The following is a 25,139-nucleotide window of genomic DNA, read 5'->3' on the forward strand; positions in this document are numbered from 1 at the left end:
TTGCCCCCATGACGAACCAGCCTTCCACGAACAACACTGCTGACACAGCTTCTGCTGACTCTTCTGTCCGTACCCTTCTGCCCCTTTCTACGGCTCCGGGGGCAACAAGCCTCACCGCCACCCCGGTCGACGACCCGGCTACGGCGTATAAGACCCTCCTCTCCCCTATCCAGGTCGGCAAGACCACCTTCCGCAACCGCGTCGTCATGGGCTCTATGCACACCGGACTGGAAGACTCCATCGAAGACGTTCCGAAACTCGCCGCCTTCTACGCCGCCCGCGCCGAAGGCGGTGTCGCAGCAATGGTGACCGGTGGCTACCCGCCGGTCATGGAAGGCAATCTGACCCCCTATGGCACCCCGTTCAACACCCCGGACATTGCTGCTGCCCACCGCGAAATCACTGACGCCGTACACGCCGGTGGCGCGAAGATTCTGCTGCAGCTGCTGCATGCAGGCCGATACGGTTATCACCCGATGGCGCAGTCGGCCTCTGCTTCTCAGTCGCCGATCAGCCCCTTCCCCGCCCGGGAGATGACGGCAGAAGAGGTCGAGAAGCTTATTGACGCCTACGCCACCTCCGCTGCCCTCGCAGCCGACGCGGGCTATGACGGCGTGCAGGTTATGGGCTCCGAGGGCTACCTCATTAACCAATTCCTGGCAGAGCGTACGAATCAGCGCACTGACGAGTGGGGTGGTTCGGTGGAGAACCGCCAGCGCTTCCCCATGGAAATCATCAAAGCCATCCGTGCGAAGGTGCCGGAGGACTTCGTTATCGACTACCGCATCTCCGTGTTGGAACTGGTCGAGGGGGGCCAGAGCCAAGAGGAGATTCTGCAGCTGGCGAAGAAGATCGAAGAGGCCGGCGCGGATATGCTGAGTTCCGGCGTGGGCTGGCACGAGGCACAGATCCCTACGATCGTTACCTCCGTGCCGCGTGGTGCTTTCGCCTGGGCCACGCAGAAAGTGCGCGACCACGTGGACATCCCGGTTGTGGCTTCTAACCGCATTAATACTCCGGAAGTTGCCGAGGCCATTTTGGATGGCTCCTGGGACGGTGGCGATGGCCAGCCAGCTGGCACCCCGCAGGCCGATCTGGTGTCTATGGCTCGTCCCCTGCTGGCAGATCCGGAGTTTGTTAACCGCGCCGCACGCGGGCTAAATACCGAGATCAACCACTGCATTGCCTGCAACCAGGCCTGCTTGGACCATACCTTCGGCAATCAGCGGGCAACCTGCCTGGTTAACCCACGAGCGGCCTACGAGACCGAGCTGGAACTACTTCCTGCACAGGGCTCCAAGAAAGTCGGTGTTATTGGTGGCGGCGTGGCCGGCCTCTTTGCCGCGGAAGCGCTTGCACTGCGCGGGCACGACGTCACCGTCTTCGAGGCTGCGGACACTCTGGGTGGCCAGTTCAACCTGGCAATGCGCGTGCCCGGAAAGGAGGAGTTCGTTCAGGCTCTGTATGCAGTCGTCAACCGCCTCGAGGGTCTGAAGGTAAACATCTCCACTGGCAAGGCCGTCAGCCCTAAGGAACTGCAGGACGAAGGCTTTGAGGAGATAGTTGTAGCCACCGGCGTGCGTCCGCGTATCCCGGAGTTCCCAGGCGTGACTGAAGGCTTGGAGGGCAAGATCGACGGCGTGACCGTCGCGACTTACGCCGAGTTGATCTCCGGTGAAAAGACCCCCGGTGAATACGTAGCCGTAATCGGCGCAGGAGGCATCGGTTACGACGTGGCGGAGTTCCTACTAGAGGATCGCCAGGGCACCCCGCAGACGTTGAACTCCTGGAACAGCCAGTGGGGCGTGGTCGAGGCCTCGGATGTCCACGGCAACCTCTCCACCCCCAAGCCTGAACGCCCGCAACGCCGAGTTGTAATGCTGCAGCGAAAGCCGACCCGCATGGGCCGATCGCTGGGCAAGACCACCGGCTGGGTCCACCGTGCAACGGTTGCTATGGGTGGAACGGAACAGATCGTGGGCGTAACCTACGAAAAGATTGATTCCGAGGGTCTGCACATCACCGTGCCAGTGGAGGATCCGCAGGTCACTCTAAAGAAGATCAAGCAGGTTAAATCTGGCACCTTCGAGGGCCGCACCCTGGATCGTGCGGAAAAGCAGGAACTTCTGGAGCAGATCGAACGCGAGACCAAGGAAAACCGCGAGCAGCGAGTGATCAACGTGGACACCGTCGTGCTCTGTACGGGACAGGAATCCATCCGTCCGGAGGGCGCCGAACAAGAAGGCGCTTCGAATGTTCACATCATCGGTGGTGCAGATGTTGCCGCGGAGCTTGACGCCAAGCGTGCCATCCGCCAAGCGGTGGAACTAGCGGCTCGCATTTAGCTGCCGGGCTAGCTTTCCGGCTCCATCACCCGGTCATCAACCATGCCAATCGCCTGCATCGTTGCATAGCACGTCGTGGGGCCCACATATTGGAAACCGCGACGCTTGAGCTCCTTTGCTAGCGCCTTAGACTCCGGCGATGTCGAGGGAATCTCATCCAACGTCCGTGGCCGAGTGTGCTCGGCTGGGGTGAATGACCACATCAGCACCGGGAGGCCAGGGGCTAGTCTATTTGCTGCACCGCCCAGCACCTCCCGCGCCGGGGAGTCTTCCGGTAGCACCTGATACTCTTCCGCACGCCGGAGCTCCATCGTCGCCCGGGCGTTTTCATATAGAGCCTCGTGCTTGCGGGCATTCCGGATCAAACGCTCGTCCTGCAGGGCAGCACGGCGTTGGGGCTCACTCATTTCAGCGATACGCTGGGCGTCAAAAAGAAAGAACACAGAGCGAAAATCCCGGCGCTTGCGAAGGATCGTGGCCCAGGACAGTCCGGATTGAAAACCTTCGAGGGCGATACGCTCCAGCAGACCGTGTTCGGTGATGACCGGGCGACCCCACTCGTTGTCGTAGTAATCCATCTCAATCTCGCTGCGATACGCCCATGGTGGGCGCGCAACGCCGGATTCGTCCACAAGCTGACCAGTGCTGGTCGTTAGGAGCTGGCGTGTACCGTCCATTAAATTCCTTTCGGATCCCCTTCTCGAACAAGGCGATCATGGGGTGGGAAGTATGTGGCAAGTGATTTGCTGTGCGCCTTGGAGCGCTGGTAAAAATTCAACGCTGACAGACATTCATCACTGTAATTCAATCTCGGAACAGGCTCTGTGCGAGTTGGCTTCCACCCCTCCCACAGGGTGAGGTTATCCACATTTCCCCGGACTGTGAATAACCCTTATTTGGGGGTGGAACACGATATCCGTACCTGGCATTACACCCCCAGGAACGGGGATAGTTCCGGCAGGTTGAGACAGTGATACTAAACTTAAAGCAACCCAAAATTTTCGACTCCTACCCCTCCTCGCTTTTTAGGTACTTGTAGGACTCCACACAGTCCTGCATGTATCTCGCAGAGGTCTCGCGCGGCTCGCACCACAGAAGTAGAGCCTGGAACTCTGCCGCTTTAACGCCGCACGACCACATGGATACTAAAACCGGAGGAAACGATGGAACGCCATACCGACGCTGGTAACGCAGACCAGCAACGCGATACTGGCACGCTACGAGCTGTCTCTGTCCAGCACGGCGGCTTCGTAGACGCATCGGGCGCACCCGCCGTGAAGATCAACAAAAAGGACGCCCGACCGTCCGTCGAGGCGCCCCTAAAGGAAGAAGCCAAAATCGGCCTCTTCCGTTCCTATTTTTTCATCGGCACGCTGATCTTTATTATCTGCGCGCTGATCATTCTGCTTCTTGTCCTATGGCTCGGCCACGGCCTAGAAAACGAAAGCGCACGCTTCAGTGAAGGTGCGCAATCAGTCTTACGTTTGTTCTAGCACCAGCCTGTCGCCGGTGCCGATTTTAATCCGGGAGGTTCCTACTTCCCTCGCTTGCCCGTAACAAGCCCCACAATGAAGATCAGGAGGCAGGCACCCAGCAGGCAGGTCAGGAAGCTCCAGAACCAGCCACCACTGCCGATACCCAGCAGGCCGAGGACCCAACCGCCCAGGAAGCCACCGATAATACCGACGATGATGTTGAGGAAGAAGCCCATCTGCTCGTCGGTACCCATGATCTTGGAACCGATCCAGCCAGCCAGGCCACCGATAACGACCCACCCGACCATGCCCAGCGGCGGGACAGCAGAGCCTTCTGCAAGCAGGAAAGAATTTGTGGCGAGGATTTCAGTAGTCATGCACCCGACAGTACCGACTTTCCCAGCATTCCTCCATGGCTAATCGATAAGTTGCGAAGACAACCCACAGGGCTCCCTAACGCAGCTACCGCCACAACGGTGCCCACTACATGGCTGTCCGCGACCTGGTCAATAGCTACGCACGACGTAACGCTTGTGGCTTCCCGCCAGCGCCTCTAGCGCGACCGGCTAGTTAGCCGGCGCCTTAGCTTTCCAGCTGGGGCGCCAGCCAATCTCGGAGCACAACCGCATGGTTGTGCTCTTTTTCTTTCGCGGCATACAGCAGCAGGAGCTCCGGAGCGCCTTCATCGGTCGCCCGCTTCTGGTAGTCGCGCACTTCGGCCAGGGCATCGTCCAGCTCCCCTGCGACTTTCCGTTCCTCCAGCTCCGCCACGTACTTCTCACGGAACTCGGCAAAGCTCAAGCCATTGTGGAACTCTCGGCGCAGGTCGCTGCTGGGCGTTAGTTCTTTCGGCCAGCTGGCCAAATCTAGGCTTTCTTTCTTGACGCCCCTAGGCCACAACCGGTCCACTAAATACAGACCTTGGCGCTGTCGGTCGCGCCAGTTGTATACGCGGTCGATGTCCATGCGGTTTCCTCCTTAGACTTTGAAGCTTTTGAGACTTTTGAAGTTTCGAGAGCTCTCCAGCTCGAGCACCAAGATTTTTTCTGGGGCTCCCCGAGGTTTAGCTTCGGGGCTTACGTTTTAGGAGAAACGTCCGAGGCAGTGCAGCGCTTCGTCGTACATACCCTGCACGACCTCACCGGCAGGCACCTCTGCCCGCAGTAGTTCCACACCTTGCCCCGCGTGCAGCTTCAACTCGCCTGCAAAGTCTCCGCCCTCGGCGCGGGCCGCGACCAGTTCCTCGTCGGTAACCTCCCCTGCTTCGGACAGCGGGCGATACACGTCGACGAATGCATTGCGCACGGTGCGGGTGGGCCACTGCTCCGTATCCCACTTTTGCTTTTCGGCGCGGTCGTAGATGTCGGTCAGCACGGTCCGGCTGGCCGTGGCCTTAATCGCAGCCTGCCGCAGTTCCGGCGCACCGGCAGCCTCTGGGGAAGCCAACAGTGCCGTACCGACCCACGCCGCATCCGCTCCCGCGACCAGCATGGATGCCACGCCTCGGCCCGTAGCAATGCCACCTGCAACCGCGATCGGCACACCCGGAGCGTTGACCTGCATGTACTCCAACACAATCTGGATCAGTGGCAGGGTGCCGATACGCCCGGTGTGACCGCCAGCATCCGTACCCTGCACACAAATAGCGTCGACTCCCGCCGCCAGTGCTTGGCGGAGCTGCGCCATAGTGTTGATCGGCGCGACGACGGAGATCCCGGCCTCGTGGGCCCGATCCACATAGGGCTTCGGATCGCCGAAGCCGAGGCTCACTACTGTCGGCTTGGCCTCCAGCACTGCGTCGAACTGCGCGGGGTTATCTTCCAGCGCCCAGACCATCAGGCCAATTCCATAAGGCCCGGCTTCTGCGGCGATGCGTGCATTTTCCAGAATCCACTCGGGTTTAGTGCCCGCGCCTACGCCAAACATTCCCAGGCCACCAGCTCGGCTCACGGCCGCAGCCAGATTGCCGTCTGAGCGCCCCGCCATTGGAGCACCGATGATTGGCTTGTCGATTCCCCAGAGCTTGGTCAGTCGGGTATCGAGGCGTTCAATCATGAAATCTTCCTCCTCATGACGTTGGACTCATGGCGTTGGACTCATGGCATGGATAATCTGTCCGCCACCACCCTAGTCGTCCTTCTGTGTTATTGCCGAAAACTTCACAGAGTCTCGCGCGTAAGGTGGAAAGCATGGCACAGAAGAACACGCTGAATAAACTTAAGCCCACTTCCACCCTGAAGCCCGCCAAGGAAGTCAACACCGCATCCGTCGTCATTACTGGCCTTATCGGTGGCTGGCTGACAGCCCGCGAGACCGGCATCCGCCCCCTCGGTGGTGTAATTCTGGCCGCCGCCGGCGGTTACGCTGCCCGTTCGTGGAACGCGAAGGCAGGCGCGGGCGTAGCTGCAGGGCTGACTGCCGGATACATCGCCGCGTTTGGCCTCTCCCACCCACTCGCCAAGAAGATCGGTCCCTGGCCTGCGGTTCTCTCCGTCACCACCGCGGTTGCCGGTGCCGCTTGTGTTCTATCCGACCTGCGTTAAAGGCGCCTACATTTGTGACGCCACCGCCTGGCCCACCACAGCTTGAGCCATCGCCTCCAGCTCCGCCAGATGGGGCTCAATTTCTCCAGTGAACTCGACGGGTTCGGCGACTGTGTCCCATTCCAATCCTGTGAGGATGGAGCGCATCGCCTTCTCCGCGCCTGTCGTGTCGTAGCCTCCGCGGATCCACCAGCTAGTCGGAGTGGCTTTCTTCTCTTCGAGCACGGGCACATACACCGTATCGAAATAGTGTTTGAGTGCACCGGAGATATAGCCGAAGTTGGCGGTGGTTCCCAAGATGACAGCATCCGCCCCGCGCAGCTCCTCCACGTCCGGTTCTAGAGCTTGCCGTTCCACGATTTCCACGGCAGCACCGTCGAGCTCTGTATTCACCTCGTCGGCGGCGGCGCGCGCCGCCGAAAGTACTGTGTCTGCCAACTTCTGAGCTTTTTCAGTCGGGCTGTGGTGGACGACGAGGATTGTTACTGACTTAGCGGTCACAGGGTTTTCGCTCATGACGCCAACGCTACAGATCCTGTGATTCCGCGTGGACTATTCAGGGAAAGGGGGCGTGGGGGCGTCAATAAATAGTTAGGATGAGAAACATGAATGCAGCACCGCTTATCCTTCCGTTTCAGGGCAGGGCGCCAAGGATCCACCGCAGCGCAATGATCTCCCCTGGCGTGACCATCATTGGAGATGTGGAAATCGGGGCGGATTCCTCGGTGTTCTATGGCTGCGTTCTGCGCGGTGATGTCGGAGCGATCCGCATTGGCGAGCGCACAAACGTTCAAGACAACTCGGTGATGCATGTGGAACGCGGGCGCAGTGGTGCTGGAAGGGCAAGAAATTCCCGCCGGATCCCTGGCAGCTGGCCTGCCTGCGAAAGTACGGCGCGAACTCTCCGAGCAAGAGCGAGAAGGGTTCATTGCCCACGCGGCACGCTACGTAGAAACGGCGCGCAACCAGGCAAATCCGGCTGAAGCGCTATCTCTGGAAGACGTGTACTTCGACTAACACGCCACGCACCTATAACAAACTGTGAGGCTCTTAACGCCTTCCCTTTAGGCTCGCCGGGTGAGTCGTTTCGAATTTTATCCCGCTGGTCAATAGACTTATCCAAGTTATGGAACAGGGAAAATCTTCGACGGACGATTCGACCGAACAGTCGAACTCCACAAAAATCAAGAAACCGACGGAGCCCCGCGGCTCGGAGAAAGCTGCTAAAGCGGGCACTTCCGGTAAATCCGGCGCACGTCTTTCCACGATGCGCTACGACATCGAGGGACTGCGTGGCCTAGCCATCGGCCTGGTCGTGATCTTCCACGTTTTTGTTGGCAAGGTCAGCTCTGGTGTGGACGTGTTCCTGTTGCTCGGCGGCATCTTCTTCTTCGGCAGCCAGCTGCGCAATGCACAGAACCCGAAGGGACTCACGTTCCTGCAGTCCCTGATTCGTATTATTCGACGCCTCTTCCCGCTGCTTGCGGTGGTTGTCGCCAGCGTGCTGGCGGCATCGCTGCTGCTGATGAACCGGCTTGTGCATGTGCAGATGGCAAAGGATGCAGTGGCTTCCCTGGGCTACTACATCAACTGGCAGCTTGCATATTCCGGCCGTGAGTACACCTCCGTTCGCACCACAGTCAGCCCGTTCCAACACCTGTGGTCCATGTCCGCACAGCTGCAGATCTACGTCGGATCTCTCCTGGTAGTGACTCTACTTGCCCTGATTTTCAGGAAGTACGCCCGCCAGGCACTGTTGGTTGTCTTAACTGCTGCCACTGTGCTTTCGTTCGCTTACGCGACGTACTTCCACATGGAAGACCAGACCATCAACTACTACTCCACGCTGAGCCGTTTCTGGGAGATCGGTCTGGGTGGTCTGCTCGGCATGCTGTTGCTGCGCCGCGACGAGAACGGCAATCCTGTCCTGCGCCCCATGGGTCGCTGGACGCGCACCATCATGGGCATTGTGGGTCTGGCCATGATCATCAGCACCGGCCTGTTCCTGGACGGTGCTGACCAGTTCCCCGGCCCGTGGACACTCGTTCCGCTCATCGGCGCACTGCTGGTTGTACTGGCCGGCCACTCCGGCGAGCCGGTAGGTGTTACTCGACTGCTGCTGACTCGCCCATTCCAATTCTTGGGACGTATCAGCTATGCGCTGTATGTCTGGCACTGGCCGATCTTGGTGCTGTGCGTCTACTACTTCAACGTTCCCAAGGTCACGCCTGCCCTCGGCGCAGCGGTGATCGCCGGCAGCGTTGTTTTGGCCTGGATCTCCAACAAGCTGGTGGAGCGTCCGCTACGTCAGGGTAAGAAGCCCGAGCGCAGCTGGATTCTGTTTAGTCCCCGATACTGGGCTAAGTCCCTGTCCGCTTGGCCGAAGGCTGTTTACGCCGTTCTGATTCTGGTTATCGCTGGCGCTGTGGTGGCGTCGCCCCAGTATCTACAACACCGCGAAGATGTAAACAGCGAACAGCTGTGGGATCTAGCCAAGGACAAGGCCATCTACCCAGGCGCGGCAAGCTTCCTGGTGAACGCCCCCGTACCGGAGAACATGCCGCTGGTTCCGCCGCTAGAGGACTTCCACTCCCTCCTGCCGCAGACTCAACCGGATGGGTGCCAGATCGGCTTCGATAGCGATGCGCTGATTCTGAAGAAGAACTACAACCGCTCCGATGAAGAGTGCGCCTATGGCGATATTCACTCCGATAAGACGATCTACGTCATCGGTGGTTCGCACTCCGAGCACTACATTCCGGCGCTGGACATCGTGGGCCGCAACCGGCACGTGAAGATGATCCCGCTGCTGAAGATGGGCTGCCCGGTAAACGCCAAGATCACGCGCGTCAATGGCGAAGAGTACCCCTCCTGTATCAGTTGGTCGGAGAAGGTCGTGGACTACATCAAGGAGAATCCGCCGACAGAGGGCATCTTCATGACCGGTACGCGCCCAACTTCGATCGGCGGCGCTGGCCCGGAGCAGGTGCCACAGGAGTACAAGGACCTAGTGCAGAGCTTCACGGACCAGGGCATCCACAGCTGGCTGATGCGCGATAACCCGTGGCAGACCACTGACAAGGGTGCACCTCGCGACATGCGCGCCTGCGTTGCCGAGATGATGGAAGGCAAGCAAGGCGAGGTTGCGGAGAATGAGGACTTCCCCGGCCTGGCCAACCCCGGCCGCCCGAACTTCGACGAGGTGCTGGCCATCAACGCCGAGTGCGGCCAGAGCGTCTGGGATTCCCTGCTGCCTGTGGATCCCTCCATCGAGGCGTACAAGGGTATGGACGTGACCCTCATGGATCTGACGGCCGCGATCTGCCGCGAGGATTGGTGCCCGTCCATCATCGGCAACATGGCGGTCTACCGCGATGCGCACCACTTCAACAACATCTTCGCCGAGACCCTCGCCCCGGAGATGGAAGCGCAGATGTTCGACCCGAACCACAAGATCCCCCCAATGAATGTTGGGCTCAAGCCCAAGCAGCCCCAGCCGCCGAACCCGCAGAACCAGCAGAACTAGCTGAGGATTAGCGGGGCTAGTCGCCGGATCCTCTAGCTTCTTCGGCTGCCTGCGCCAGCAATGGTGCCCCATTCGCCGCGGTAGTGCGCAGCGACCACGTACACATATCCGTCAGGTCGGTGCGCGCAGGAGAGATCTCCACTATTGGGGTGCCACGCTGAGCTGCGATACTGGGGAGCCCCGCAGCCGGCCAGACCACTCCGGACGTTCCGATAATCACCACCAAATCCGCCATCCGCATGGCCTCTTCCGCGGCTTCCCATTCCCGGTGCGGTAGTGGCTCGCCGAACCACACCACGCCTGGGCGCACCGGATTTCCGCACAGCGTGCACGTCGGGGGTGTTGCGCGCTCAATCTGTTCTGTGGGCAGCTCCGGCATCCGCGCGGGCTTGCTACAAATGCTGCAGCGATAGCGAAACAGGCTCCCATGTAAGTGCGCCACATTCTTACTGCCGCCACGCTCGTGCAGGTCATCGATGTTCTGGGTGGTTACGTGTACGGTGACGCCCCCTCGTTCCGCCCACTGACCTATCGCTCGGTGCCCCGCATTTGCGTCGGCGCGGCGGCAAAGCACCGCCCGCCAGAGGTACCAGGCAAGCATGGGCTCGGGATCTTTTGCCCAGGCATCCAAACTGGCCATTGCCTGTGGGTCAACATGTGACCAAATGCCGGTCTGCGCATCGCGGAAGGTATCCAGCCCAGAGTCGGCGGACATGCCCGCACCGGTGAATACTTCTACATATTTCGCTGCGCGGACTACCGCAACGAGGTCTTCCGGGAGATCCTCTTTTTGCAATGGATGGACCCTCCCGGCGGTGGATTCTGGGCTGGTAATCACTGTGACCATGCCCCCAGGCTAGCGGGATAATGGGCTCTCATGATCAAACTAGAACGACTAAACTAAGAGAGAGGATCGGAGGTAGTTGTGACAGATTCCGCTAGCTGGACTATTGATTGGATTTCAGAAGAGCAGGTAGAAACCATTGCCCGTAAGAGTTTCGCGGGCATAATTAAGCGTGTGAAGGCAAAACAAAAGAAAAACCTTCAGACAGACCCTACCCTCGTTATCGCGCTGAGCTCCTTCCTAGATCTACCTTACAAAGACGTCATTCGCATTGCCGACGATGTCTCCGTTGTGAAAACTCTGCAGAACGCGATTGGTAATTTCCATCAAGCCATTCTTGGTGAAGTCGCTGGATGGACAGATTCCGGCGCCAATGGCGGAGTTTTTGACATTTACTCAAATGACAAGGTCACTCTTGCCGGCGACCGCAATGTTGTAGCGGAAGTGAAAATGCGTTACAACACCATCAAAGCATCTGATGAGGCAAAAACATGGGACAAACTAAAAGACGCGGTTAACTCGCGTGGCGGCAGTTCTCAGTGCGTTGCCTACCTAATCCAAATCGTTCCAAAGACCCAAGAAGCATACGATCGTCCATGGAAGGTGTCCGGACGAAGTCCCCTTCCCTATGTCCGATGCATGGATGGCACTACCGCTTACCATCTTGTTACCGGTGAACCAGATGCTCTCAATCAGCTACTTCATGCGTTACCAAAAGTATTTGGAAAAATTATGGATGAATCCAAGGAAAGCGGTATCGATAAAACGAACCTCATTACGAATGTTTATATCGACCAGTCTATTAAGCAGAGCCTTCCAGCTCGTTCCGCTCTAATTGGTGACGGTCGTTAAAACTTTTCCTACAGGCTGCACTTCTTCATACCCTTCGGGAATTCGGCCATCGAGCATTGCTTGAATTCCTACGCCAACATGATAAGCCAAATTTACCGGTACAGCGTTCCCGATTTGCTTATACTGTTGCGAAACGCTTCCTTGGAAATCCCACTCGTCAGGAAATGACTGGATGCGGGCATACTCACGGACATTCAGAGGTCGAGTTTCTGTCGGGTGGCACCGCTCTGTCTGCTTTTGAGCTGGATTACAGGTCAGTGTCAGAGAAGGCTCATCCCAGGAAAGTCTGCGCGCCATCCCGGTCTTACCGCCTCCCAAAAAGTAACTAGCCTTCATATAAGACCGCTGGACAGCATCAGGAAGATCACGCCAGTTCCCGCCTTCCGGAACTCGTGCCATGACCTCATATTTCCAGTCGTTGTATTCCATCCCAGGCCCTGCTGGCACATCAAAGATTACTTCCCGAAGGGAAAGCGTGTAGTTCTTTTCTTTCGGAAAAAGTATCGGCATATCGAGATCGCCACGTACCGCAAGCAAAATGAGCCGTTCGCGCTTTTGCGCAACATCTAGGTACTGGGCACGCAACAATTTGTATGCCACCTTGTAGCCCAAGTTTTGCAGGATCCCGATCATTGTTTCCAAGGTTCGCCCATTGTCGTGTCGGAGAAGTCCTCGAACATTCTCACCCATAGCTACCTTAGGTCGTGTTTCATCCACAACCCGCGCAAACTCATGGAAAAGCGTGCCGCGTGTGTCAGCAAACCCTTTCTTGTTTCCTGCATAACTGAATGCCTGGCAAGGGAAACCTCCCTCTACGAGGTCGAGATCGGGAAACTCATCTGCAAAAGTGAGCTCGTGAACATCCCCCTCGACGACATTCCAATTCGGTCGATTAACCCGCAAGGTGCTCGCCGCCCACTTATCAATTTCGTTTACCAGGACGTGCTCAAAACCGGCGTTCTCTAGCCCTAACGCCGTACCGCCAGCACCAGCGAAAAGGTCAATCGCAGTTCGACCAGTAGGGCTATTCCTAAAGACCTGAAAACCCCGACCAGTAGATTCCCCACTTAGTTTCTTAGCCAGTAGCTCGATCTCATCGAAGTCGAACTCTCGTTGTCCGCGGGCATTCCGATAAGCCTTCACTAGGCCTTTTTTCTCCCAGCGTCGAATGGTGTCCACCGACACATCCAACTTGGCTGCAGCTTCCGAAATCTGGATCAAGCTCATTCTCTGTCTGCCCATCCTCACCTATGCAATGGTTACCATAACCCTAGTCAAACAACATTCCTTCGAGCAAATGTCGACGTCAGAAAATTCCCTATCACCTATCGACCAATCGCGCCCTGAGTCGCTACTTCACAAAACACCCCACCACCAAGTGACGTTTTTGAGAGCGTAACGCCACCACAGTCCTCTATAGTCGGTGGCATAGGCGCGCCCGCGGAAATGTGGGCGTCACGAGGACAGAGCCACTAAGAGAGAATCGCAGAAAGGTCAACACACCATGATCGTCACCACCACTAACTCCGTCGAGGGGCACCGCATCGCCCAGTACCTGCGCATCGTTTCGGGCGAGACCGTTGCCGGCATCAACATGTTCAAGGACATCGGCGCGGGCTTCCGCAACCTCACCGGTGGCCGTTCCTCCAGCTACGAGGGCGAGATCCTGCAGGCTCGCGAGACCGCGTTGAAGGAAATGGTGGATCGCGCCCTGGAGATGGGCGCGCACGGCATCGTCGGTGTGGATGTGGACTACGAAACCCTGGGGCAGGGTGGCATGGTGATGGTCAGCGCAACCGGCACTGCCGTCACTTTTCAGTAAGGACGTTTAACCCGGTGCGAGCCGGGCTTACACCTGGTCGAGCGGGCGGATCATAATCGATTCGACGTCCATGTGGCGGGGACGATCCGCAATCCAACGAATAGCCTCGCCGATGTCTTCGGCCTGCAAGTTTATTTTGTCGGCGTATACCTCTGCGGCTCGCTCGGCGTCTCCCTTAAAGCGATTCAGACTGAAGTCCGTGGCAACCCGCCCCGGATCGACTTGGCACACACGCACACCCGTTTCGGCGAACTCCATGCGCATTACGTCGGTCAGCGCAGTTTGTCCGAACTTGGCGGCATTGTAGCCCGCACCACCGCGATATGCGCCGCGACCTGCAACGGAAACAACATTGACCACCTGCGGCGCCTCTGCGACTTTCAACTGATCGAAAAGCGCACGGGTAACCTCCAGCGTGCCCATCACATTCGCCTCAAACATCCAGCGCCAATCCGCCAGGTCAGCTTCGAGAACCGGATCTAGTCCGCGAGCGCCACCCGCGTTGTTGACCAGCAGATCCAGCTTGGAGCCCGTCAGCTCAGCCAGGGCGGCGGTGAAATTATCTATTGACGCCTTATCCGTCACATCGAGCGCAAGAGGCGTTGCCTTGCCGCCCTCCTGAGCGATGCCTTGCGCAACTTCCTCGAGCTTTTCTAGGCGACGAGCCGCCAGAATGACGTACCAACCATCTGCAGCTAAAAGCTTCGCAGTAGCTTCGCCAATTCCTGCGCTGGCTCCGGTCACGACAGCGATGCGAGTGTGAGACGGTGGGGTGATCGTGGATGCTGCATTGTTAGTGGTCATAGGCTCCAATGTAGCTGCTAGAAAAGTCCGGGAAAGCGTTATTCCATAACGGGTGTTAGGGATTCATTCAACGCAATGCGGGTTTCTAACCTATGCATTAACCTCTTGGGTAATAAGTAGCGTTTAATTAACCCTAAGGATCTGCCATGTCTAACAATTACAATGGCGGGGGCTTCCCGGATCCCGGCAACAACCCCCAGAACAACCCTGGCCAAAACTCGAACCAGAACCCATTTGGTCAGCAGCCTCAGGGTGGACAGCAGTACCCGGGAGCACAGAACCAAGGCCAACAGCCGTATGGTCAGCAAGGCTACGGCCAGCAGGGTTATGGGCAACAGGGTCAGCCGGGCCAACAGTCATATGGTCAGCCAAACTATGGCCAACAGGGTCAGCCAGGTCAGCAGGCTCAGAATCCTTTCAACTCTCAGCCCTATGGCGCTTATGGCCAGCCAAATAACTCCGGTGGAAACGGCGGCAATGGGAACAGCGGCAAGATCATCGGCATCATCGTCGCCGCACTTCTCGTCATCGGTCTCGTCATCGGTGGCTACTTCTTCCTGAATAAGGACGATGGTGGCGACGACTCAAACACCGCGAAGTCTGAAACCTCCAGTTCGTCAGAAGACACCGGCGAGGAGACGTCCTCCAGCTCTTCCGAGTCCAGCAGTGAGTCGTCTTCCTCTGAGTCTTCTGAGTCCTCGACGTCTTCCACAAAAGAACCGGCAAAGCGTGGCGATATCGGCGGGCCGGATGATTCGATGCTGAAGAAGTACGCCGATGCGATGCCCGCGAAGATGAAGGACATGGTTCAAGACTGCAAATCCGGAAGCTTTGAGCTTGCACGAGAGAACAACCGCAAGGTCGACGGAATGCGGTGCAACGGCGTTTGGTACACCGCTTGGGAATTCAAGCTCGTCGACTTCGTCAACGATCCCAAGTTCGCAAAGAATGAGATCGACTACCTGAAGAACCACGATGCGCAAATCTGGTCCGATGACCCGAATAACTTCGCGGGATACTTGGAAAGCGATATCTCGCCGATTGTCTTCGTCATCAACAAGGACAAGGGAATCGTCATGGAGACCAAGATGCCCCTGAAGAAGAAGGACGATTTGGAAAAGGTCCTGACGGAACTGGGCTACAAGAAGAACTAACGCTTCCGCGTACCCCCGTTGTTTACCCCTATCTCTCTGATGTTCGCCAGCGCGGAACATCGCACGCAGCCAAACGCATTCGACTACTGAACGCGCTGAAAAAGGCGCGACCACAAGGTTGATACGTTTCTATGAGGTCTAAAGGATTTAACCCACATGACGAACAATAACCCTTTCGGTAACACCCCCAATCCGGGTGAGAACAATGGCGACTTTAACCCCTTCGGCAACGGTTCCAACGCGTCGAATGAGACGACCCAGTGGAACCAAAACCAAGCACAGCCACAGAGCCAACAGCCAGGCCAACCCGGTAGCTATGGCCAGCCCGTTTCTCAGAACGGTTACGGCTCACAAGGCACCCCGGGTAACCAAGGCAACCAAGCTGCGCCCGGCTTTTCCGGCCAGCCGGGGCAGAATCCTTTTGCCGGTAGTCAGCCCACCGCCTATGGCCAGACCCCGAGTGGCGGCGGAGGCGGCGGAAAGGTCGTTGGCATCATCGCTGCGCTCGTCCTTGTCATCGGCCTAGCAGTAGGTGGCTACTTCTTCGTGACCAAGGATGACGGTTCTAGCGATGAAAACACCAGCGCACAGGAATCCGAGACCACAACCGCTGAGGAAGATCCGGGTTCGGAGACAAGTTCTGAGGAAAACGGCGCCGAGGAGACCAGCAGTTCTTCCAGTAGCTCGTCAAGCAGCTCCAGTGCCGCTACGTCGACTGTGGCACAACGCGGCGACATTGGTGGCCCGGACGATTCTCTCACCGAGCCGTACAAGGGCGCAATGCCTACAAAGATCAACGACCTGATCAACAAGTGCGAGACTGGCACTTTCAACCTGCGCTACGACTACAGCTCCAAGTCCAACCGCGAGGTTAAGGGCTCGAAGTGTAAGGGCGTAAAGGACAGCCCTTGGGCTTATTGGTCGGTGGACTTCGTTGATGACACGGAGTACGCCAATCAGCAGGCAAAGGATCTCAAAGACCACAATGCGACAATTATCAACGATGACCCGAACGCATTCGCGGGTTACATCGAAGAAACCGCCAAGATTTATGTCTTTGTCATCAATAAGGACAAGCACATCACCATGGAGTCTGAACTCTTCGGTGGCGACACCGAAGAAGCCGAGCAGCTGATGGAGCAGCTGGGGTACAAGAAGTGATAAGACTTCTTAGAGTGGCTTGATCCAGCCCTGCTGCACGGCGTACTGGTAGCCGCCAACCGCTGCAGCACCCAGCGCAGCTGCGCCAACGATGCCGCCGACCCAGGCTAGGATGCCTGCGATCGGCGGCGCTTCTTTGCCCAAAGAACCTGCCGGGTCAGTGCTACCCAGGGGGAAGGTCTTCAGCAGCCATTCTGCGCCCGGGTTCGCCGACTCCACACTGCTGGCCAACGAACCTTCGTTGGTTGCCTGCGGATTTGTGGGGTTGTGATCCGGGTCGACCGGCTGAGTAATCGGGGCGGTGCTGGAACCCCTGCCCTCCGACGGTGCGATCGCTTGCGCCGGGGCAGCGCCGGCGACGCTGACCGCGCCGAGGGTGATGGTGCTTGCGGTGACTAGTGCGGTTAGGGACTTGGAAGAAGAAAGGATCCTCATAAGTCCAATAGTTTAGAGCTGCTCCAGAGCCTGTGCGATATCTGCGAGCAGATCCTCCAGATCTTCAATACCGATGGAGATGCGAACCAGGTCGCGGGGAACCTCCAGCTGCGACCCTGCCACCGATTGGTGAGTCATAGTCGCCGGGTGTTCCAACAGAGATTCCACTCCGCCCAGCGACTCAGCCAGGCAGATCAACTTGGTGGACTGGCAGAACTTCAACGCTGCCTCCTCCGAGTGGAAACGAACGGAGATCATTCCGCCGAATCCCTTACCCGTGGACTGGCGCTTGGCCACCTCATGACCCGGATGCTGTGGCAGGCCAGGGTACAAAACGGTCGCTATCTCCGCGCGTTCGTCGAGGTACTCCGCAATGGACTGTGCATTCGAACAGTGACGATCCATGCGAACACCCAAGGTTTTCAAACCACGGGCATTGAGATAGGCATCGAAAGGCGAGGCGATGGGGCCGGCTCCACCGAGCAGGAACTCCAGATCTTCATCCAGTTTCGCGTCATTGCTTACAATCGCGCCACCCACCACATCGGAGTGTCCGCCAATGTACTTTGTGGTCGAGTGCAGCACCACGTCCGCCCCCAGGTCTAGAGGTCGCTGCAGGTAGGGGCTAAAGAAGGTATTATCCACGATCAGCTTCGGGCGTGTGGGGGCGTCGCCGCCATATTCATCGGCGAGAACATCGGCGATGGCGGTGATGTCGGACACAGCGAGCAGCGGGTTCGTCGGAGTCTCCAACCACACCAGCTTCGTCTGCGGGGTCAGCGCGGTGCGCACTGCCTCTGCGTCGGTGGTGTCCACTACGGTGAAGTCCACGTTCCAGTCCTTGAAAGCGGTCGCAATCAGGCGGTATGTGCCACCGTAGGCGTCGTGTCCCATAATCAAGTGATCGCCGGGGCGTAGCAAAACCCGCAAAAGGTGATCAGTTGCGGCCATGCCAGAGGCATACACCCGGCCGAACTCCCCGCCCTCAAGGGCTGCGATGGTACGGGCAAGCGAGTCCACGGTTGGATTAGCTACTCGTCCGTACTCGTATCCGCCGCGCAGGTTATTCGGCGCGTTCTGGGCGAAGGTGGTGGATGCGTAGATCGGGATATTGATGGAGCCCATGAACTCGTCGGGCTCGTACCCTGCATGGATGGCATCTGTGTTGTGGGCCATGGAAACTCCTCTTCGAACTATCGCTTGTCAGTGCTTAGGTGGCGCTGCGTCTGACGATTCAGCGCGCAATGTTTCAACAAGTATAGACCAAGCAGTCTAGTTAGCGGCAATAATGGATAGATCGAAACTCACAGTCGCGATGCCCGCGCTCTATTAGCAACGCCCCAGTTCGCGCTGAATAGCCTCCTTTTCCGCCGGGGTGACCCACAGCTGATACTCCGCTTTTACCCGCACCTGGGTAGAGACATAAGTGCAGCGGAATCCCTTGTTTTTCGGCAGCCACGTGGCGGCATCACCAGCGCCTTTTTGCATATTGGACGGCCCGTCCACGGCCAGCAGGTTCAACGGATCATTGGCGAATTCCTCGCGCCGTTCCGGCGTGAGCTGCTGCGCTCCTTTCTGCCACGCATCGGCAAGCGCCACCACATGGTCGATCTGCACCGCCTGGCTGGTGTTCTGCCCACGGACAAAATGAATCAGCTGGCCGGTGTAGGGATCCTGCAAGTCCCCACTTTGCACCCGGCAACCCTTCGGAGCTTCCACATTGGTGAGGTCGCGGGCAAGAATATCGTTGCGCTGATCACAACCATTACGGTCGATATCCTTCCAGCGCTGGCCAAATTGGTCGCGACTATAACCCGTCTTCGGCGCACGTCCCTTCACCGCCAACGTCTCCAGAAGGTCGAGCATGTTCTGCTGGTGAAGCGACCGTTCGGGCGTGACCGGTTGCTCTGATTGTGTCGGCTCTTGCGGTTGTTGCGGCTGCTCCGGCTCGGCTGTCACCGTTTCGGCAGGTTGTTCTATGGGAGCGTGCGAAGTTTGTGACGCCGAACTTGCGCCCTCTAGAAACTCCGCTCCCTCTGCACAACTGCCTAGCAGCAGGCTCACTCCCGCAATCAGCGCCAATCCGACGCCACTCAACCTATTGCTCATGGTTCATCACGCTAGCAATCGCTCCAGACAGACCCGTTTGGCATCCGCCTATAATTTCGAACACGCGTGCGACCCGGCGCGAACGTAGTGGCGTCACAAAAAGAGAATACTTTTATACCTGCCCACCGTGACCGGGCGCGGTAGCATAAACGCATCATGAAACCACTTAAGAAGATTTACCAAGCACAGATGAAAGCAGTTCCGGGCTTCGTCAACAAGATGACAAAGAAGCCGAACCGCATGCGGCGAATGATGAACCTCTGGCCACCACTGCTGTTTTCCGGCATTAAGATGACACGCGTCTCGGACGACTGGTCCTTCGCACGCATCGTGCTGAACCTACGCTGGTGGAACGCGAACATGCACGGAGCAGCATTCGGCGGCACGCTATTTTCCATGACCGACGTGCTGTTCGGCACCCTTATCGCCCGCCGCCTTGGCACCGAATATGAGGCGTGGACGCGCACCGGCACCTTCCAATTCCTCAAGCCAGGCCGCAGCGGGGCATACATGGACGTAGAACTCAGCCCCGAACTGATCAACTGGATTATCGCCACCGTCGAAGAAGATGGTTACTGCAATGTGCCATACACCTCGATCATCTACAACACAGATGGCTCCGTCGTTGGTATCGGCCAACAAGACCTTCACGTGCGCCCTCGCGGTGGCGGAAAGCGCGCCGAGCGCCCCAAGCAGGCTCTGCAGCCACGGGGCTTGGTGCTGGAATCGCTGGCCAACGCCGTAGTGTGGCACTGCTTCAAGGATCAGCCGGAGATCCTGACTGTCCTCATGTCCGAGCAGAGGCGCATCCCCGACCCGGAGGAGCAGATGCGCCATGTCGTTAAGGTTGCGCTAGAAAAATCCACCAAGTCCCGGGAGGACTTGGTGGCTCTGGATATTCCCGAAAAATACCTGGACGCTTAGCGCCCGCCCAGGTCAGGCATGTCGCTGGTTATCCCAGCACTTTGCCGCAGTTGGGCCATGCGCCGGCACCCTGCTTGGCCAGCACCTTCTCGGCAATCTCGATCTGCTGTGCCTTCGTGGCCTGGTTAGCCGTCGGTGCGTACTTCGTTCCGCCGAAGCCAGCCCAGGTCTGTGCGTTGAACTGCAGTCCACCGTAGTAGCCGTTGCCCGTGTTGATCTTCCAGTTGCCGCCGGACTCGCACTGCGCGACCTGATCCCAGGCGCTGACAGGAGCGGCTTCTGCAGCCGGAGCAGCGGCTGCAGCTGCGGCAGCCGGGGCGGCAATCAGGCCTGCGGCCATACCGATACGGGCAAAAGCGGTCTTCGCGGACTTCTTCATGTAGTCGAACACTCCTTTTTAGGGGATTTTCGTTTAGAGGCAATCTGCCACTGAGGTCGCTAACTTACGCACCCTCCCCGGGGGTACGTCAAACGAAAAAGCCCTAAATCAGCAAAAAATCTCGAATTGATAACGAATACTCAGGTACTCCTTATCAATCTGCACCATCATCCTGCATTTGCCCGAAACCTGGCTTTCCGCCCCTGTTCACGACGAAACCCCGGGACATCCCGGGGGTTGTAGTTCACTGCTCGAGGGCTTTTAGCGACGCGGCCCGTACACCGCTGCCGACTCGATGCGTGTCGGCACCACATAGGCAATGGCTGCGGTGCAGACAATGCCTGTCAGCGTGACCAACGTCCCCCAATCACCGCTGAGCAAGCCACCGGCCAACACCCACGCAATCGCAGCAACGGCGGCTAGCGCGATCACCGCCATGCCAAAGAGATGCTCGTTACCTGTGCCGGAAACTGGAATGTACAGCAGTCCGGCAAGTACACCGATGACGCCCGCAATCACGCCAGTCAGTACGGCGGGACCTACGCCCGAAGACGCTTCACCTGGGATAAAGCCCACCAAAAGGTCCACGATGAACACCGCAGCAAAGGTGACCGCGGCAGCCAGCACGGCAAGAACGATGAGGTTCATCGCAACCTTCTTGCCGTCGTAACGACCGGCTAGTAGCCCCTCGCGAGGATCTTGCTGTGGTTGGTTGTAGTAGTTCGGGTTGCTGTAGTTCGGGTTACTGTAGTTCTGATTGCTATAGCCCCGGTCATAGTTACCGCCATAGCCACCGTTGCCTTGCGTGTTGAACATGCGCGTCTGATCGTCGTTTCCTTGCGGGTAGGTCACCCGACACTCCTTTCACCGGCGATTTAGGTGGCCAATGTTACCCGAGTGACTATTGGGTAGTCACGTCCTTTATCACCGTGAAGGCTCAAAGGACTATGCACGGCCGGGGAGGCTGGGCGTCACAAAGAAAAAGCGACCACACAGTAGATACAGCAAGTGCCGTAGATACTTGTGCGGCCGCTATCTCACTACGCAACAACGAACATTGCTACGAGGGGTTGGTTTAGTGATCGTCCCAGTGGTCGCCGTGCTGAGCGTGGCGGTGGCCGTCGTGGATGTAGTCGACGTGGTCACCGTGCGGAACGGCAACGTGGCCACAGTTAGGGCCGTGCTGGTGGTCGTGCCCCTCGTGGACGTGGTGCTCGGAGGTCTCGCACTCGTCGTAGTGGCCATCGTGCTCGCGGTGCAGGTGACCATCGTGTACGTAATCAACGTGATCCTCGTGCGGAACGGCAACGTGGCCGCAGTTCGGTCCGTGCTTGTGATCGTGGTCGGCGTGGGTGGTGCAGCTCATTATGAACTCCTTTTATTTGAGGGCAACCATGGAGCCAATTCCCTAGGGTTAGGCGGGCCAGTAGGTTGCTTCGACGCTTTCTATACTGCACTCCACCTGCTGCGTTGTCAATACGTTTTCATTAAATATTGATTAGAAGCAGTGCGCGCTGGTCACCGGATTACTTCTTCAGGCGTTTTTCCACACTGGTGATAAGGCTACGAACGTTGGTGAGTGCGCGTTCTTCCTTTTCCTCCACCGTTAGCGTCTCCGTCATCTGCGTGGTTCCGTCCGGAGTTTTCGCCCCTCGGATATAATCCACACACGCCAAGTCACTACACATGTATGTGCCGATGCTTCCGTAGTTATCCTGTGCAGACTTCGTAGTAGTAATCGACATCAGCGAGGCGCCACTCGAGGGGTGCAGCGTGCGGCAAATCTGGCACATACGTGCGCCGCCGCTTGCCGGGGCCTTACGGATCTCCATGGTGAGGCCCTGCAAACCCTGCGCGGTCTCCGCGACGAGGTATGCCCGCTGGGGCGCCTTGGGGTCAGTCCAGCTGACAAACACCTGGCTCCCCCAGTCCGCTCCCAGAACGTGTGCCGGAATGTTGATGCGCGCAGCGGCACCCTTAGAGCAGTTGATAAAGCTCTTCCGAATCGCCTTTTCAGAGTAGGGCTGCACGATACTCCACCTTTCCGTCGCGCAAATTGCACCAAACATGCAGGTACGATGACCAGGTGTAACAATACTCGAAGGGAGCAGATCATAACACGCGATATAACTGAACCACTCGACGTACTCATCATCGGCGGAGGGTTTGCGGGCACTGCGGCGGGTGTTACCCTCGCCCGAGCTCAGCGAACCGTACGAATCATCGACAACGGAAAACCGCGTAACCGCTTCAGCGCCCACTCTCACGGCATTATGGGCCGTGACGGGGCTAACCCAATGGAGCTACTAGACCAAGGGCGCAGCGAATTCATGACTTTCGGCGGTGAAGTAACCCAAGATGAGGTCACCTCTCTCGAGCAAACAGGCAACGCATGGACGGCCACTACGGCTGAGGGACGACAGTTTTCGGCTCGACAAGTACTCATGGCGACGGGCATTACCGACGAACTGCCGGACGTCCCGGGACTCAGTGAGCTTTGGGGATCACGAGTTTTCCACTGCCCCTATTGCCACGGATACGAGGTCCGAGGGCGCAACCTTGCCGTCATCGGCGGAAGGAATCTCGGGTTCACGACGCGCATGGTGCACTTGTTGCGCAAGTGGACCGATCGCGTCACGTTTTTCACTAACGGCCTTTCCCTTAGCGAAGCTGATCGCGCACTGTTCGAAAAGCGCGGTGTTGTTCTTATGGACGCCCCCGTCTCCCGCGTGCAGCCCGACCCAGAATCGAAAACGGGAGTGCTGGTGAGCACCACCGATCCCAACGAAGCTGGCGACTCCGCCTCAGCAACCCGCGCCTTCGAGGCGTGCTTCACCGGCCCGGATTTCCATCCAAACGATCAACTGCTGCGAGCAGCTGACTGTGAATCCGAAAACGGCTGGGTAGTTAGACACCCCAATGGCAAGACCTCTAAAGCCGGACTATGGACAGCCGGCAATGTCACCAGCTCTCCCGACCAAGTTTCTCAGGCGATGGGCACAGGTGTGGCCACCGCAATTGCGATCGATCAGTCCTTATTGGACGAAGAGCTACAGCAGATTCAAGGGCAGGCTCATGGATAACGAACAACCACAACAGGTAGCGTTTATTGTTTTCGACGGATTTGAGCTGCTGGATGTCTTCGGCCCTGCCGAGATTTTCTCCAAGGTTCCTGGCCTTCAAGTGAAGTTTGTATCCGCGGATGGAGAACCTGTAGCCAGCTCCCAAGGTGTGAAGATTCTCCCCGACACAACCTTCGATTCCCTCGTGTGCGACACCGTTATGGTCCCCGGTGGTCAGGGAACGCGAGCGCTCGTCAAGAATGCGGATTTCCTGGCCCGCATCTACAAAATGGCGAGCTGCACCTCGCTTGTCTGTTCCATATGCACGGGTTCAGCTGTTTTAGCCGCAGCTGGTTTGCTGGAGGGATACGCCGCCACCAGCAATAAACTTGCGTTTGATTGGGCCACGTCTTTCGGCAAGGACATCGACTGGAAAAACTCTGCCCGGTGGGTACACGACCGAGATCGCTGGACGTCGTCCGGTGTGGCAGCGGGTATAGATATGGCCGTCGCCTTCGTCTCCCACTTCTTCGGCGCTCCACTTGCGGAGAAGATCGCCCATGACCTAGAGATTCAAGTTAACAGCGACCCCGAGCACGACCCGTTCACGGTATAACGTTCAACCCAACAAACGCCAACAAAGATCGCTTTACTCGGTACCTACTGCAATACAATTTAGAAACTAATTCCACTTGGGGCACGGCGCAGCCCAAGAATTGAGCGCGACGAGAAGTTCATCAACGGTGTCGGCAACAATAAGCGTGTCGACATCATCTTGACGAATAAATCCCTCGTCTGCCATATGCTTGAGCATCGATACCGTAGGCGCCCAGAAACTTGAACCAAAAAGGGCAATGGGCTTGCGATGAAGCCCGAGTTGCTGAGCTGTCCACGCATCAAAAAATTCGTCTAACGTTCCAGCGCCACCAGGCAAACACACATAGGCATCAACCAGGTCACTCATCCGTTGCTTACGCTGATACAGCGTGTCAACAATCTCAAAGTGCGAAAGACCCGGATGTGCAAGTTCGCCATCGACAAGATTCTGGGGCATCACACCGATTACACAGCCACCGTTAGCCAGACAAGCATCCGCCACAGCACCCATAAGGCCGACTCTGCCGCCGCCATAAATCATCCGTACGCCCTGCTCAGCTAGACCCGCCCCTAGGGCTTCAGCAAGAATTGCATTGGTATGGTTGCGACCACTGCTCGCCCCTGTAAATACGGCTACAGAACGCACAGGATTAGCAATCAACTCCGGAAACACTTCATCCTTCAGAAGCGGTGCCAGTTTAACGTTCGACACAGACGGGTTTACCCATGCACACTCAGCAATTTCTGCAGCTGCCACGGGCTCTACCGAATCTGAATAGTAAAAAAGATCGGCAACAACATCGCTACCGGCTTCGTTAGCCGCAACTGCACGGTATGTTCCCATCGGAACCAAGAGAGCAGCATCAAGCGAAATCCCCAGCTCTTCATTGACTTCCCGTATCACCGCATCAAGCGAGGACTCCGCAAACTCGAGCTTGCCACCCGGAAATTGAAATAACGCAGTGCCCTTCTTACGCACGCATAGAACTTCTCCTCGCGAATTTCTCACTACAACAGCGCTGACATGAATATCAGAAGAAGGCATGCGTGCAAGTTTAGGACAATCTGTTCGAATCAACGGGTTAAGTAAAGAAAAGTGTGTCCGCA

General features: G+C 57.6%; 26 protein-coding genes and 2 pseudogenes. 12 read left to right on the forward strand and 16 right to left on the reverse strand.

From position 1 onward, the window contains the following. Positions 1 to 8: 8 nt before the first annotated feature. Positions 9 to 2,345, forward strand: a complete 2,337-nt coding sequence (locus ACWXWJ_RS07925) for a 2,4-dienoyl-CoA reductase FMN-binding domain-containing protein (RefSeq protein ID WP_473964070.1) — start codon at positions 9 to 11, stop codon at positions 2,343 to 2,345. 8 nt (positions 2,346 to 2,353) lie between these two features. Here ACWXWJ_RS07925 and ACWXWJ_RS07930 read toward each other — a convergent pair whose 3' ends face one another. Beyond that, the gene (locus ACWXWJ_RS07930) at positions 2,354 to 3,022 is read right to left on the reverse strand and encodes a DNA-3-methyladenine glycosylase I (RefSeq protein ID WP_473964071.1); all 669 of its coding nucleotides are present in this window, start codon (positions 3,020 to 3,022) and stop codon (positions 2,354 to 2,356) included. 486 nt (positions 3,023 to 3,508) lie between these two features. On the opposite strand from ACWXWJ_RS07930, the gene ACWXWJ_RS07935 reads away from it, so the two are divergent. Next, positions 3,509 to 3,838 carry a hypothetical protein gene (locus ACWXWJ_RS07935; RefSeq protein ID WP_473964072.1) on the forward strand — a complete coding sequence of 110 codons (330 nt, stop codon included), beginning with the start codon at positions 3,509 to 3,511 and terminating at the stop codon, positions 3,836 to 3,838. Between the two features lie 41 nt (positions 3,839 to 3,879). On the opposite strand, the gene ACWXWJ_RS07940 is transcribed toward ACWXWJ_RS07935, so the two are convergent. The 3 genes from ACWXWJ_RS07940 to ACWXWJ_RS07950 form a co-directional block, all read right to left on the reverse strand. After that, positions 3,880 to 4,197 carry a GlsB/YeaQ/YmgE family stress response membrane protein gene (locus tag ACWXWJ_RS07940; RefSeq protein WP_473964073.1) on the reverse strand — a complete coding sequence of 106 codons (318 nt, stop codon included), beginning with the start codon at positions 4,195 to 4,197 and terminating at the stop codon, positions 3,880 to 3,882. A gap of 205 nt (positions 4,198 to 4,402) precedes the next feature. Then, a complete protein-coding gene (locus ACWXWJ_RS07945) occupies positions 4,403 to 4,786 on the reverse strand; it encodes a DUF488 domain-containing protein (protein ID WP_473964074.1) in 384 nt (127 codons plus the stop codon). Positions 4,787 to 4,903: 117 nt separating this feature from the next. After that, positions 4,904 to 5,875 (reverse strand): NAD(P)H-dependent flavin oxidoreductase, encoded by a 972-nt coding sequence (locus ACWXWJ_RS07950; RefSeq protein ID WP_473964075.1) that lies wholly within the window; start codon positions 5,873 to 5,875, stop codon positions 4,904 to 4,906. A gap of 134 nt (positions 5,876 to 6,009) precedes the next feature. Between ACWXWJ_RS07950 and ACWXWJ_RS07955 the strand changes: the two genes are divergently transcribed. Beyond that, positions 6,010 to 6,363, forward strand: coding sequence for a hypothetical protein (locus ACWXWJ_RS07955; RefSeq protein WP_293791693.1), 354 nt, complete (start codon positions 6,010 to 6,012; stop codon positions 6,361 to 6,363). 6 nt (positions 6,364 to 6,369) lie between these two features. Here ACWXWJ_RS07955 and ACWXWJ_RS07960 read toward each other — a convergent pair whose 3' ends face one another. Next, the gene (locus ACWXWJ_RS07960; protein ID WP_448307951.1) at positions 6,370 to 6,879 is read right to left on the reverse strand and encodes an NAD(P)H-dependent oxidoreductase; all 510 of its coding nucleotides are present in this window, start codon (positions 6,877 to 6,879) and stop codon (positions 6,370 to 6,372) included. 89 nt (positions 6,880 to 6,968) lie between these two features. On the opposite strand from ACWXWJ_RS07960, the pseudogene ACWXWJ_RS07965 reads away from it, so the two are divergent. Both ACWXWJ_RS07965 and ACWXWJ_RS07970 read left to right on the forward strand, forming a co-directional pair. Continuing rightward, a pseudogene (locus ACWXWJ_RS07965) lies at positions 6,969 to 7,380 on the forward strand (gamma carbonic anhydrase family protein). A 109-nt stretch (positions 7,381 to 7,489) separates the two neighbouring features. Further along, the gene (locus ACWXWJ_RS07970; protein WP_448307950.1) at positions 7,490 to 9,889 is read left to right on the forward strand and encodes an acyltransferase family protein; all 2,400 of its coding nucleotides are present in this window, start codon (positions 7,490 to 7,492) and stop codon (positions 9,887 to 9,889) included. Positions 9,890 to 9,905: 16 nt separating this feature from the next. On the opposite strand, the gene ACWXWJ_RS07975 is transcribed toward ACWXWJ_RS07970, so the two are convergent. Further along, complete coding sequence (locus tag ACWXWJ_RS07975; protein ID WP_448307949.1) at positions 9,906 to 10,736, reverse strand: NAD-dependent deacylase; 831 nt, start codon at positions 10,734 to 10,736, stop codon at positions 9,906 to 9,908. 78 nt (positions 10,737 to 10,814) lie between these two features. Here ACWXWJ_RS07975 and ACWXWJ_RS07980 point away from each other — a divergent pair, with 78 nt between their 5' ends. Next, positions 10,815 to 11,585, forward strand: a complete 771-nt coding sequence (locus ACWXWJ_RS07980; RefSeq protein WP_448307948.1) for an Eco47II family restriction endonuclease — start codon at positions 10,815 to 10,817, stop codon at positions 11,583 to 11,585. Here ACWXWJ_RS07980 and dcm read toward each other — a convergent pair. Next, positions 11,565 to 12,812, reverse strand: coding sequence for a DNA (cytosine-5-)-methyltransferase (dcm, locus tag ACWXWJ_RS07985; protein ID WP_448307947.1), 1,248 nt, complete (start codon positions 12,810 to 12,812; stop codon positions 11,565 to 11,567). The two genes, ACWXWJ_RS07980 and dcm, sit on opposite strands and share 21 nt — an antisense overlap. 277 nt (positions 12,813 to 13,089) lie before the next feature. Here dcm and ACWXWJ_RS07990 point away from each other — a divergent pair, with 277 nt between their 5' ends. Further along, positions 13,090 to 13,407: a YbjQ family protein gene (locus ACWXWJ_RS07990; protein ID WP_448307946.1), complete on the forward strand. Its 318-nt coding sequence runs from the start codon at positions 13,090 to 13,092 to the stop codon at positions 13,405 to 13,407. Between the two features lie 27 nt (positions 13,408 to 13,434). On the opposite strand, the gene ACWXWJ_RS07995 is transcribed toward ACWXWJ_RS07990, so the two are convergent. After that, positions 13,435 to 14,211 carry an SDR family oxidoreductase gene (locus ACWXWJ_RS07995; protein WP_473964076.1) on the reverse strand — a complete coding sequence of 259 codons (777 nt, stop codon included), beginning with the start codon at positions 14,209 to 14,211 and terminating at the stop codon, positions 13,435 to 13,437. A gap of 146 nt (positions 14,212 to 14,357) precedes the next feature. Between ACWXWJ_RS07995 and ACWXWJ_RS08000 the strand changes: the two genes are divergently transcribed. Further along, positions 14,358 to 15,365, forward strand: coding sequence for a hypothetical protein (locus ACWXWJ_RS08000; protein ID WP_473964077.1), 1,008 nt, complete (start codon positions 14,358 to 14,360; stop codon positions 15,363 to 15,365). Positions 15,366 to 15,521: 156 nt separating this feature from the next. Next, on the forward strand, positions 15,522 to 16,526 hold the full coding sequence (locus tag ACWXWJ_RS08005) for a flagellar basal body-associated FliL family protein (RefSeq protein WP_293791704.1): 1,005 nt from the start codon (positions 15,522 to 15,524) through the stop codon (positions 16,524 to 16,526). A gap of 9 nt (positions 16,527 to 16,535) precedes the next feature. On the opposite strand, the gene ACWXWJ_RS08010 is transcribed toward ACWXWJ_RS08005, so the two are convergent. The 3 genes and pseudogenes from ACWXWJ_RS08010 to ACWXWJ_RS08020 all read right to left on the reverse strand — a co-directional run. Then, positions 16,536 to 16,961, reverse strand: coding sequence for a hypothetical protein (locus tag ACWXWJ_RS08010; protein WP_473964078.1), 426 nt, complete (start codon positions 16,959 to 16,961; stop codon positions 16,536 to 16,538). A gap of 12 nt (positions 16,962 to 16,973) precedes the next feature. After that, the gene (locus tag ACWXWJ_RS08015) at positions 16,974 to 18,137 is read right to left on the reverse strand and encodes a cystathionine gamma-synthase (protein WP_473964079.1); all 1,164 of its coding nucleotides are present in this window, start codon (positions 18,135 to 18,137) and stop codon (positions 16,974 to 16,976) included. 156 nt (positions 18,138 to 18,293) lie between these two features. Then, positions 18,294 to 18,941 (reverse strand): annotated as a pseudogene (locus ACWXWJ_RS08020) (HNH endonuclease family protein); the annotation flags it as partial. Between the two features lie 285 nt (positions 18,942 to 19,226). Between ACWXWJ_RS08020 and ACWXWJ_RS08025 the strand changes: the two are divergent. After that, complete coding sequence (locus tag ACWXWJ_RS08025; protein WP_293791709.1) at positions 19,227 to 19,994, forward strand: PaaI family thioesterase; 768 nt, start codon at positions 19,227 to 19,229, stop codon at positions 19,992 to 19,994. Between the two features lie 28 nt (positions 19,995 to 20,022). On the opposite strand, the gene ACWXWJ_RS08030 is transcribed toward ACWXWJ_RS08025, so the two are convergent. From ACWXWJ_RS08030 to ACWXWJ_RS08045, 4 genes are all read right to left on the reverse strand, one after another. Further along, a complete protein-coding gene (locus tag ACWXWJ_RS08030; protein ID WP_293791710.1) occupies positions 20,023 to 20,373 on the reverse strand; it encodes a transglycosylase family protein in 351 nt (116 codons plus the stop codon). Positions 20,374 to 20,634: 261 nt separating this feature from the next. Next, positions 20,635 to 21,225 (reverse strand): hypothetical protein, encoded by a 591-nt coding sequence (locus ACWXWJ_RS08035; RefSeq protein ID WP_293791711.1) that lies wholly within the window; start codon positions 21,223 to 21,225, stop codon positions 20,635 to 20,637. A 223-nt stretch (positions 21,226 to 21,448) separates the two neighbouring features. Then, entirely contained in the window at positions 21,449 to 21,739 is a 291-nt protein-coding gene (locus ACWXWJ_RS08040; RefSeq protein ID WP_293791712.1) for a hypothetical protein, read from the reverse strand. A gap of 160 nt (positions 21,740 to 21,899) precedes the next feature. Then, positions 21,900 to 22,403 carry an FBP domain-containing protein gene (locus ACWXWJ_RS08045; RefSeq protein ID WP_473964080.1) on the reverse strand — a complete coding sequence of 168 codons (504 nt, stop codon included), beginning with the start codon at positions 22,401 to 22,403 and terminating at the stop codon, positions 21,900 to 21,902. Positions 22,404 to 22,451: 48 nt separating this feature from the next. On the opposite strand from ACWXWJ_RS08045, the gene ACWXWJ_RS08050 reads away from it, so the two are divergent. Together ACWXWJ_RS08050 and ACWXWJ_RS08055 are read left to right on the forward strand one after the other, a co-directional pair. Continuing rightward, positions 22,452 to 23,456, forward strand: a complete 1,005-nt coding sequence (locus ACWXWJ_RS08050) for an NAD(P)/FAD-dependent oxidoreductase (RefSeq protein ID WP_293791715.1) — start codon at positions 22,452 to 22,454, stop codon at positions 23,454 to 23,456. Continuing rightward, on the forward strand, positions 23,449 to 24,051 hold the full coding sequence (locus ACWXWJ_RS08055) for a DJ-1/PfpI family protein (protein ID WP_293791716.1): 603 nt from the start codon (positions 23,449 to 23,451) through the stop codon (positions 24,049 to 24,051). Before ACWXWJ_RS08050 ends, ACWXWJ_RS08055 begins: the two co-directional genes overlap by 8 nt. Before the next feature lie 66 nt (positions 24,052 to 24,117). On the opposite strand, the gene ACWXWJ_RS08060 is transcribed toward ACWXWJ_RS08055, so the two are convergent. Beyond that, positions 24,118 to 25,139 (reverse strand): TIGR00730 family Rossman fold protein (locus tag ACWXWJ_RS08060; protein ID WP_473964081.1); only part of this gene is annotated, 1,022 nt, incomplete at its 5' end.

This window comes from Corynebacterium sp. p3-SID1761 (assembly GCF_055862885.1).

Coding starts and splice junctions, on each gene's coding strand:
- ACWXWJ_RS07955 (WP_293791693.1), top strand. CDS start 6,010: ATGGCACAGAAGAACACGCTGAATAAACTTAAGCCCACTTCCACCCTG.
- ACWXWJ_RS07990 (WP_448307946.1), top strand. CDS start 13,090: ATGATCGTCACCACCACTAACTCCGTCGAGGGGCACCGCATCGCCCAG.
- ACWXWJ_RS07930 (WP_473964071.1), bottom strand. CDS start 3,022: ATGGACGGTACACGCCAGCTCCTAACGACCAGCACTGGTCAGCTTGTG.
- ACWXWJ_RS08000 (WP_473964077.1), top strand. CDS start 14,358: ATGTCTAACAATTACAATGGCGGGGGCTTCCCGGATCCCGGCAACAAC.
- ACWXWJ_RS08015 (WP_473964079.1), bottom strand. CDS start 18,137: ATGGCCCACAACACAGATGCCATCCATGCAGGGTACGAGCCCGACGAG.
- ACWXWJ_RS07975 (WP_448307949.1), bottom strand. CDS start 10,736: ATGGTCACAGTGATTACCAGCCCAGAATCCACCGCCGGGAGGGTCCAT.
- ACWXWJ_RS08055 (WP_293791716.1), top strand. CDS start 23,449: ATGGATAACGAACAACCACAACAGGTAGCGTTTATTGTTTTCGACGGA.
- ACWXWJ_RS08005 (WP_293791704.1), top strand. CDS start 15,522: ATGACGAACAATAACCCTTTCGGTAACACCCCCAATCCGGGTGAGAAC.
- ACWXWJ_RS08030 (WP_293791710.1), bottom strand. CDS start 20,373: ATGAAGAAGTCCGCGAAGACCGCTTTTGCCCGTATCGGTATGGCCGCA.
- ACWXWJ_RS07945 (WP_473964074.1), bottom strand. CDS start 4,786: ATGGACATCGACCGCGTATACAACTGGCGCGACCGACAGCGCCAAGGT.
- ACWXWJ_RS07960 (WP_448307951.1), bottom strand. CDS start 6,879: ATGAGCGAAAACCCTGTGACCGCTAAGTCAGTAACAATCCTCGTCGTC.
- ACWXWJ_RS07995 (WP_473964076.1), bottom strand. CDS start 14,211: ATGACCACTAACAATGCAGCATCCACGATCACCCCACCGTCTCACACT.
- ACWXWJ_RS08010 (WP_473964078.1), bottom strand. CDS start 16,961: ATGAGGATCCTTTCTTCTTCCAAGTCCCTAACCGCACTAGTCACCGCA.
- ACWXWJ_RS07970 (WP_448307950.1), top strand. CDS start 7,490: ATGGAACAGGGAAAATCTTCGACGGACGATTCGACCGAACAGTCGAAC.
- ACWXWJ_RS07925 (WP_473964070.1), top strand. CDS start 9: ATGACGAACCAGCCTTCCACGAACAACACTGCTGACACAGCTTCTGCT.
- ACWXWJ_RS07935 (WP_473964072.1), top strand. CDS start 3,509: ATGGAACGCCATACCGACGCTGGTAACGCAGACCAGCAACGCGATACT.
- ACWXWJ_RS08050 (WP_293791715.1), top strand. CDS start 22,452: ATGACCAGGTGTAACAATACTCGAAGGGAGCAGATCATAACACGCGAT.
- ACWXWJ_RS08040 (WP_293791712.1), bottom strand. CDS start 21,739: ATGAGCTGCACCACCCACGCCGACCACGATCACAAGCACGGACCGAAC.
- ACWXWJ_RS08025 (WP_293791709.1), top strand. CDS start 19,227: ATGAAACCACTTAAGAAGATTTACCAAGCACAGATGAAAGCAGTTCCG.
- dcm (WP_448307947.1), bottom strand. CDS start 12,812: ATGAGCTTGATCCAGATTTCGGAAGCTGCAGCCAAGTTGGATGTGTCG.
- ACWXWJ_RS07950 (WP_473964075.1), bottom strand. CDS start 5,875: ATGATTGAACGCCTCGATACCCGACTGACCAAGCTCTGGGGAATCGAC.
- ACWXWJ_RS07940 (WP_473964073.1), bottom strand. CDS start 4,197: ATGACTACTGAAATCCTCGCCACAAATTCTTTCCTGCTTGCAGAAGGC.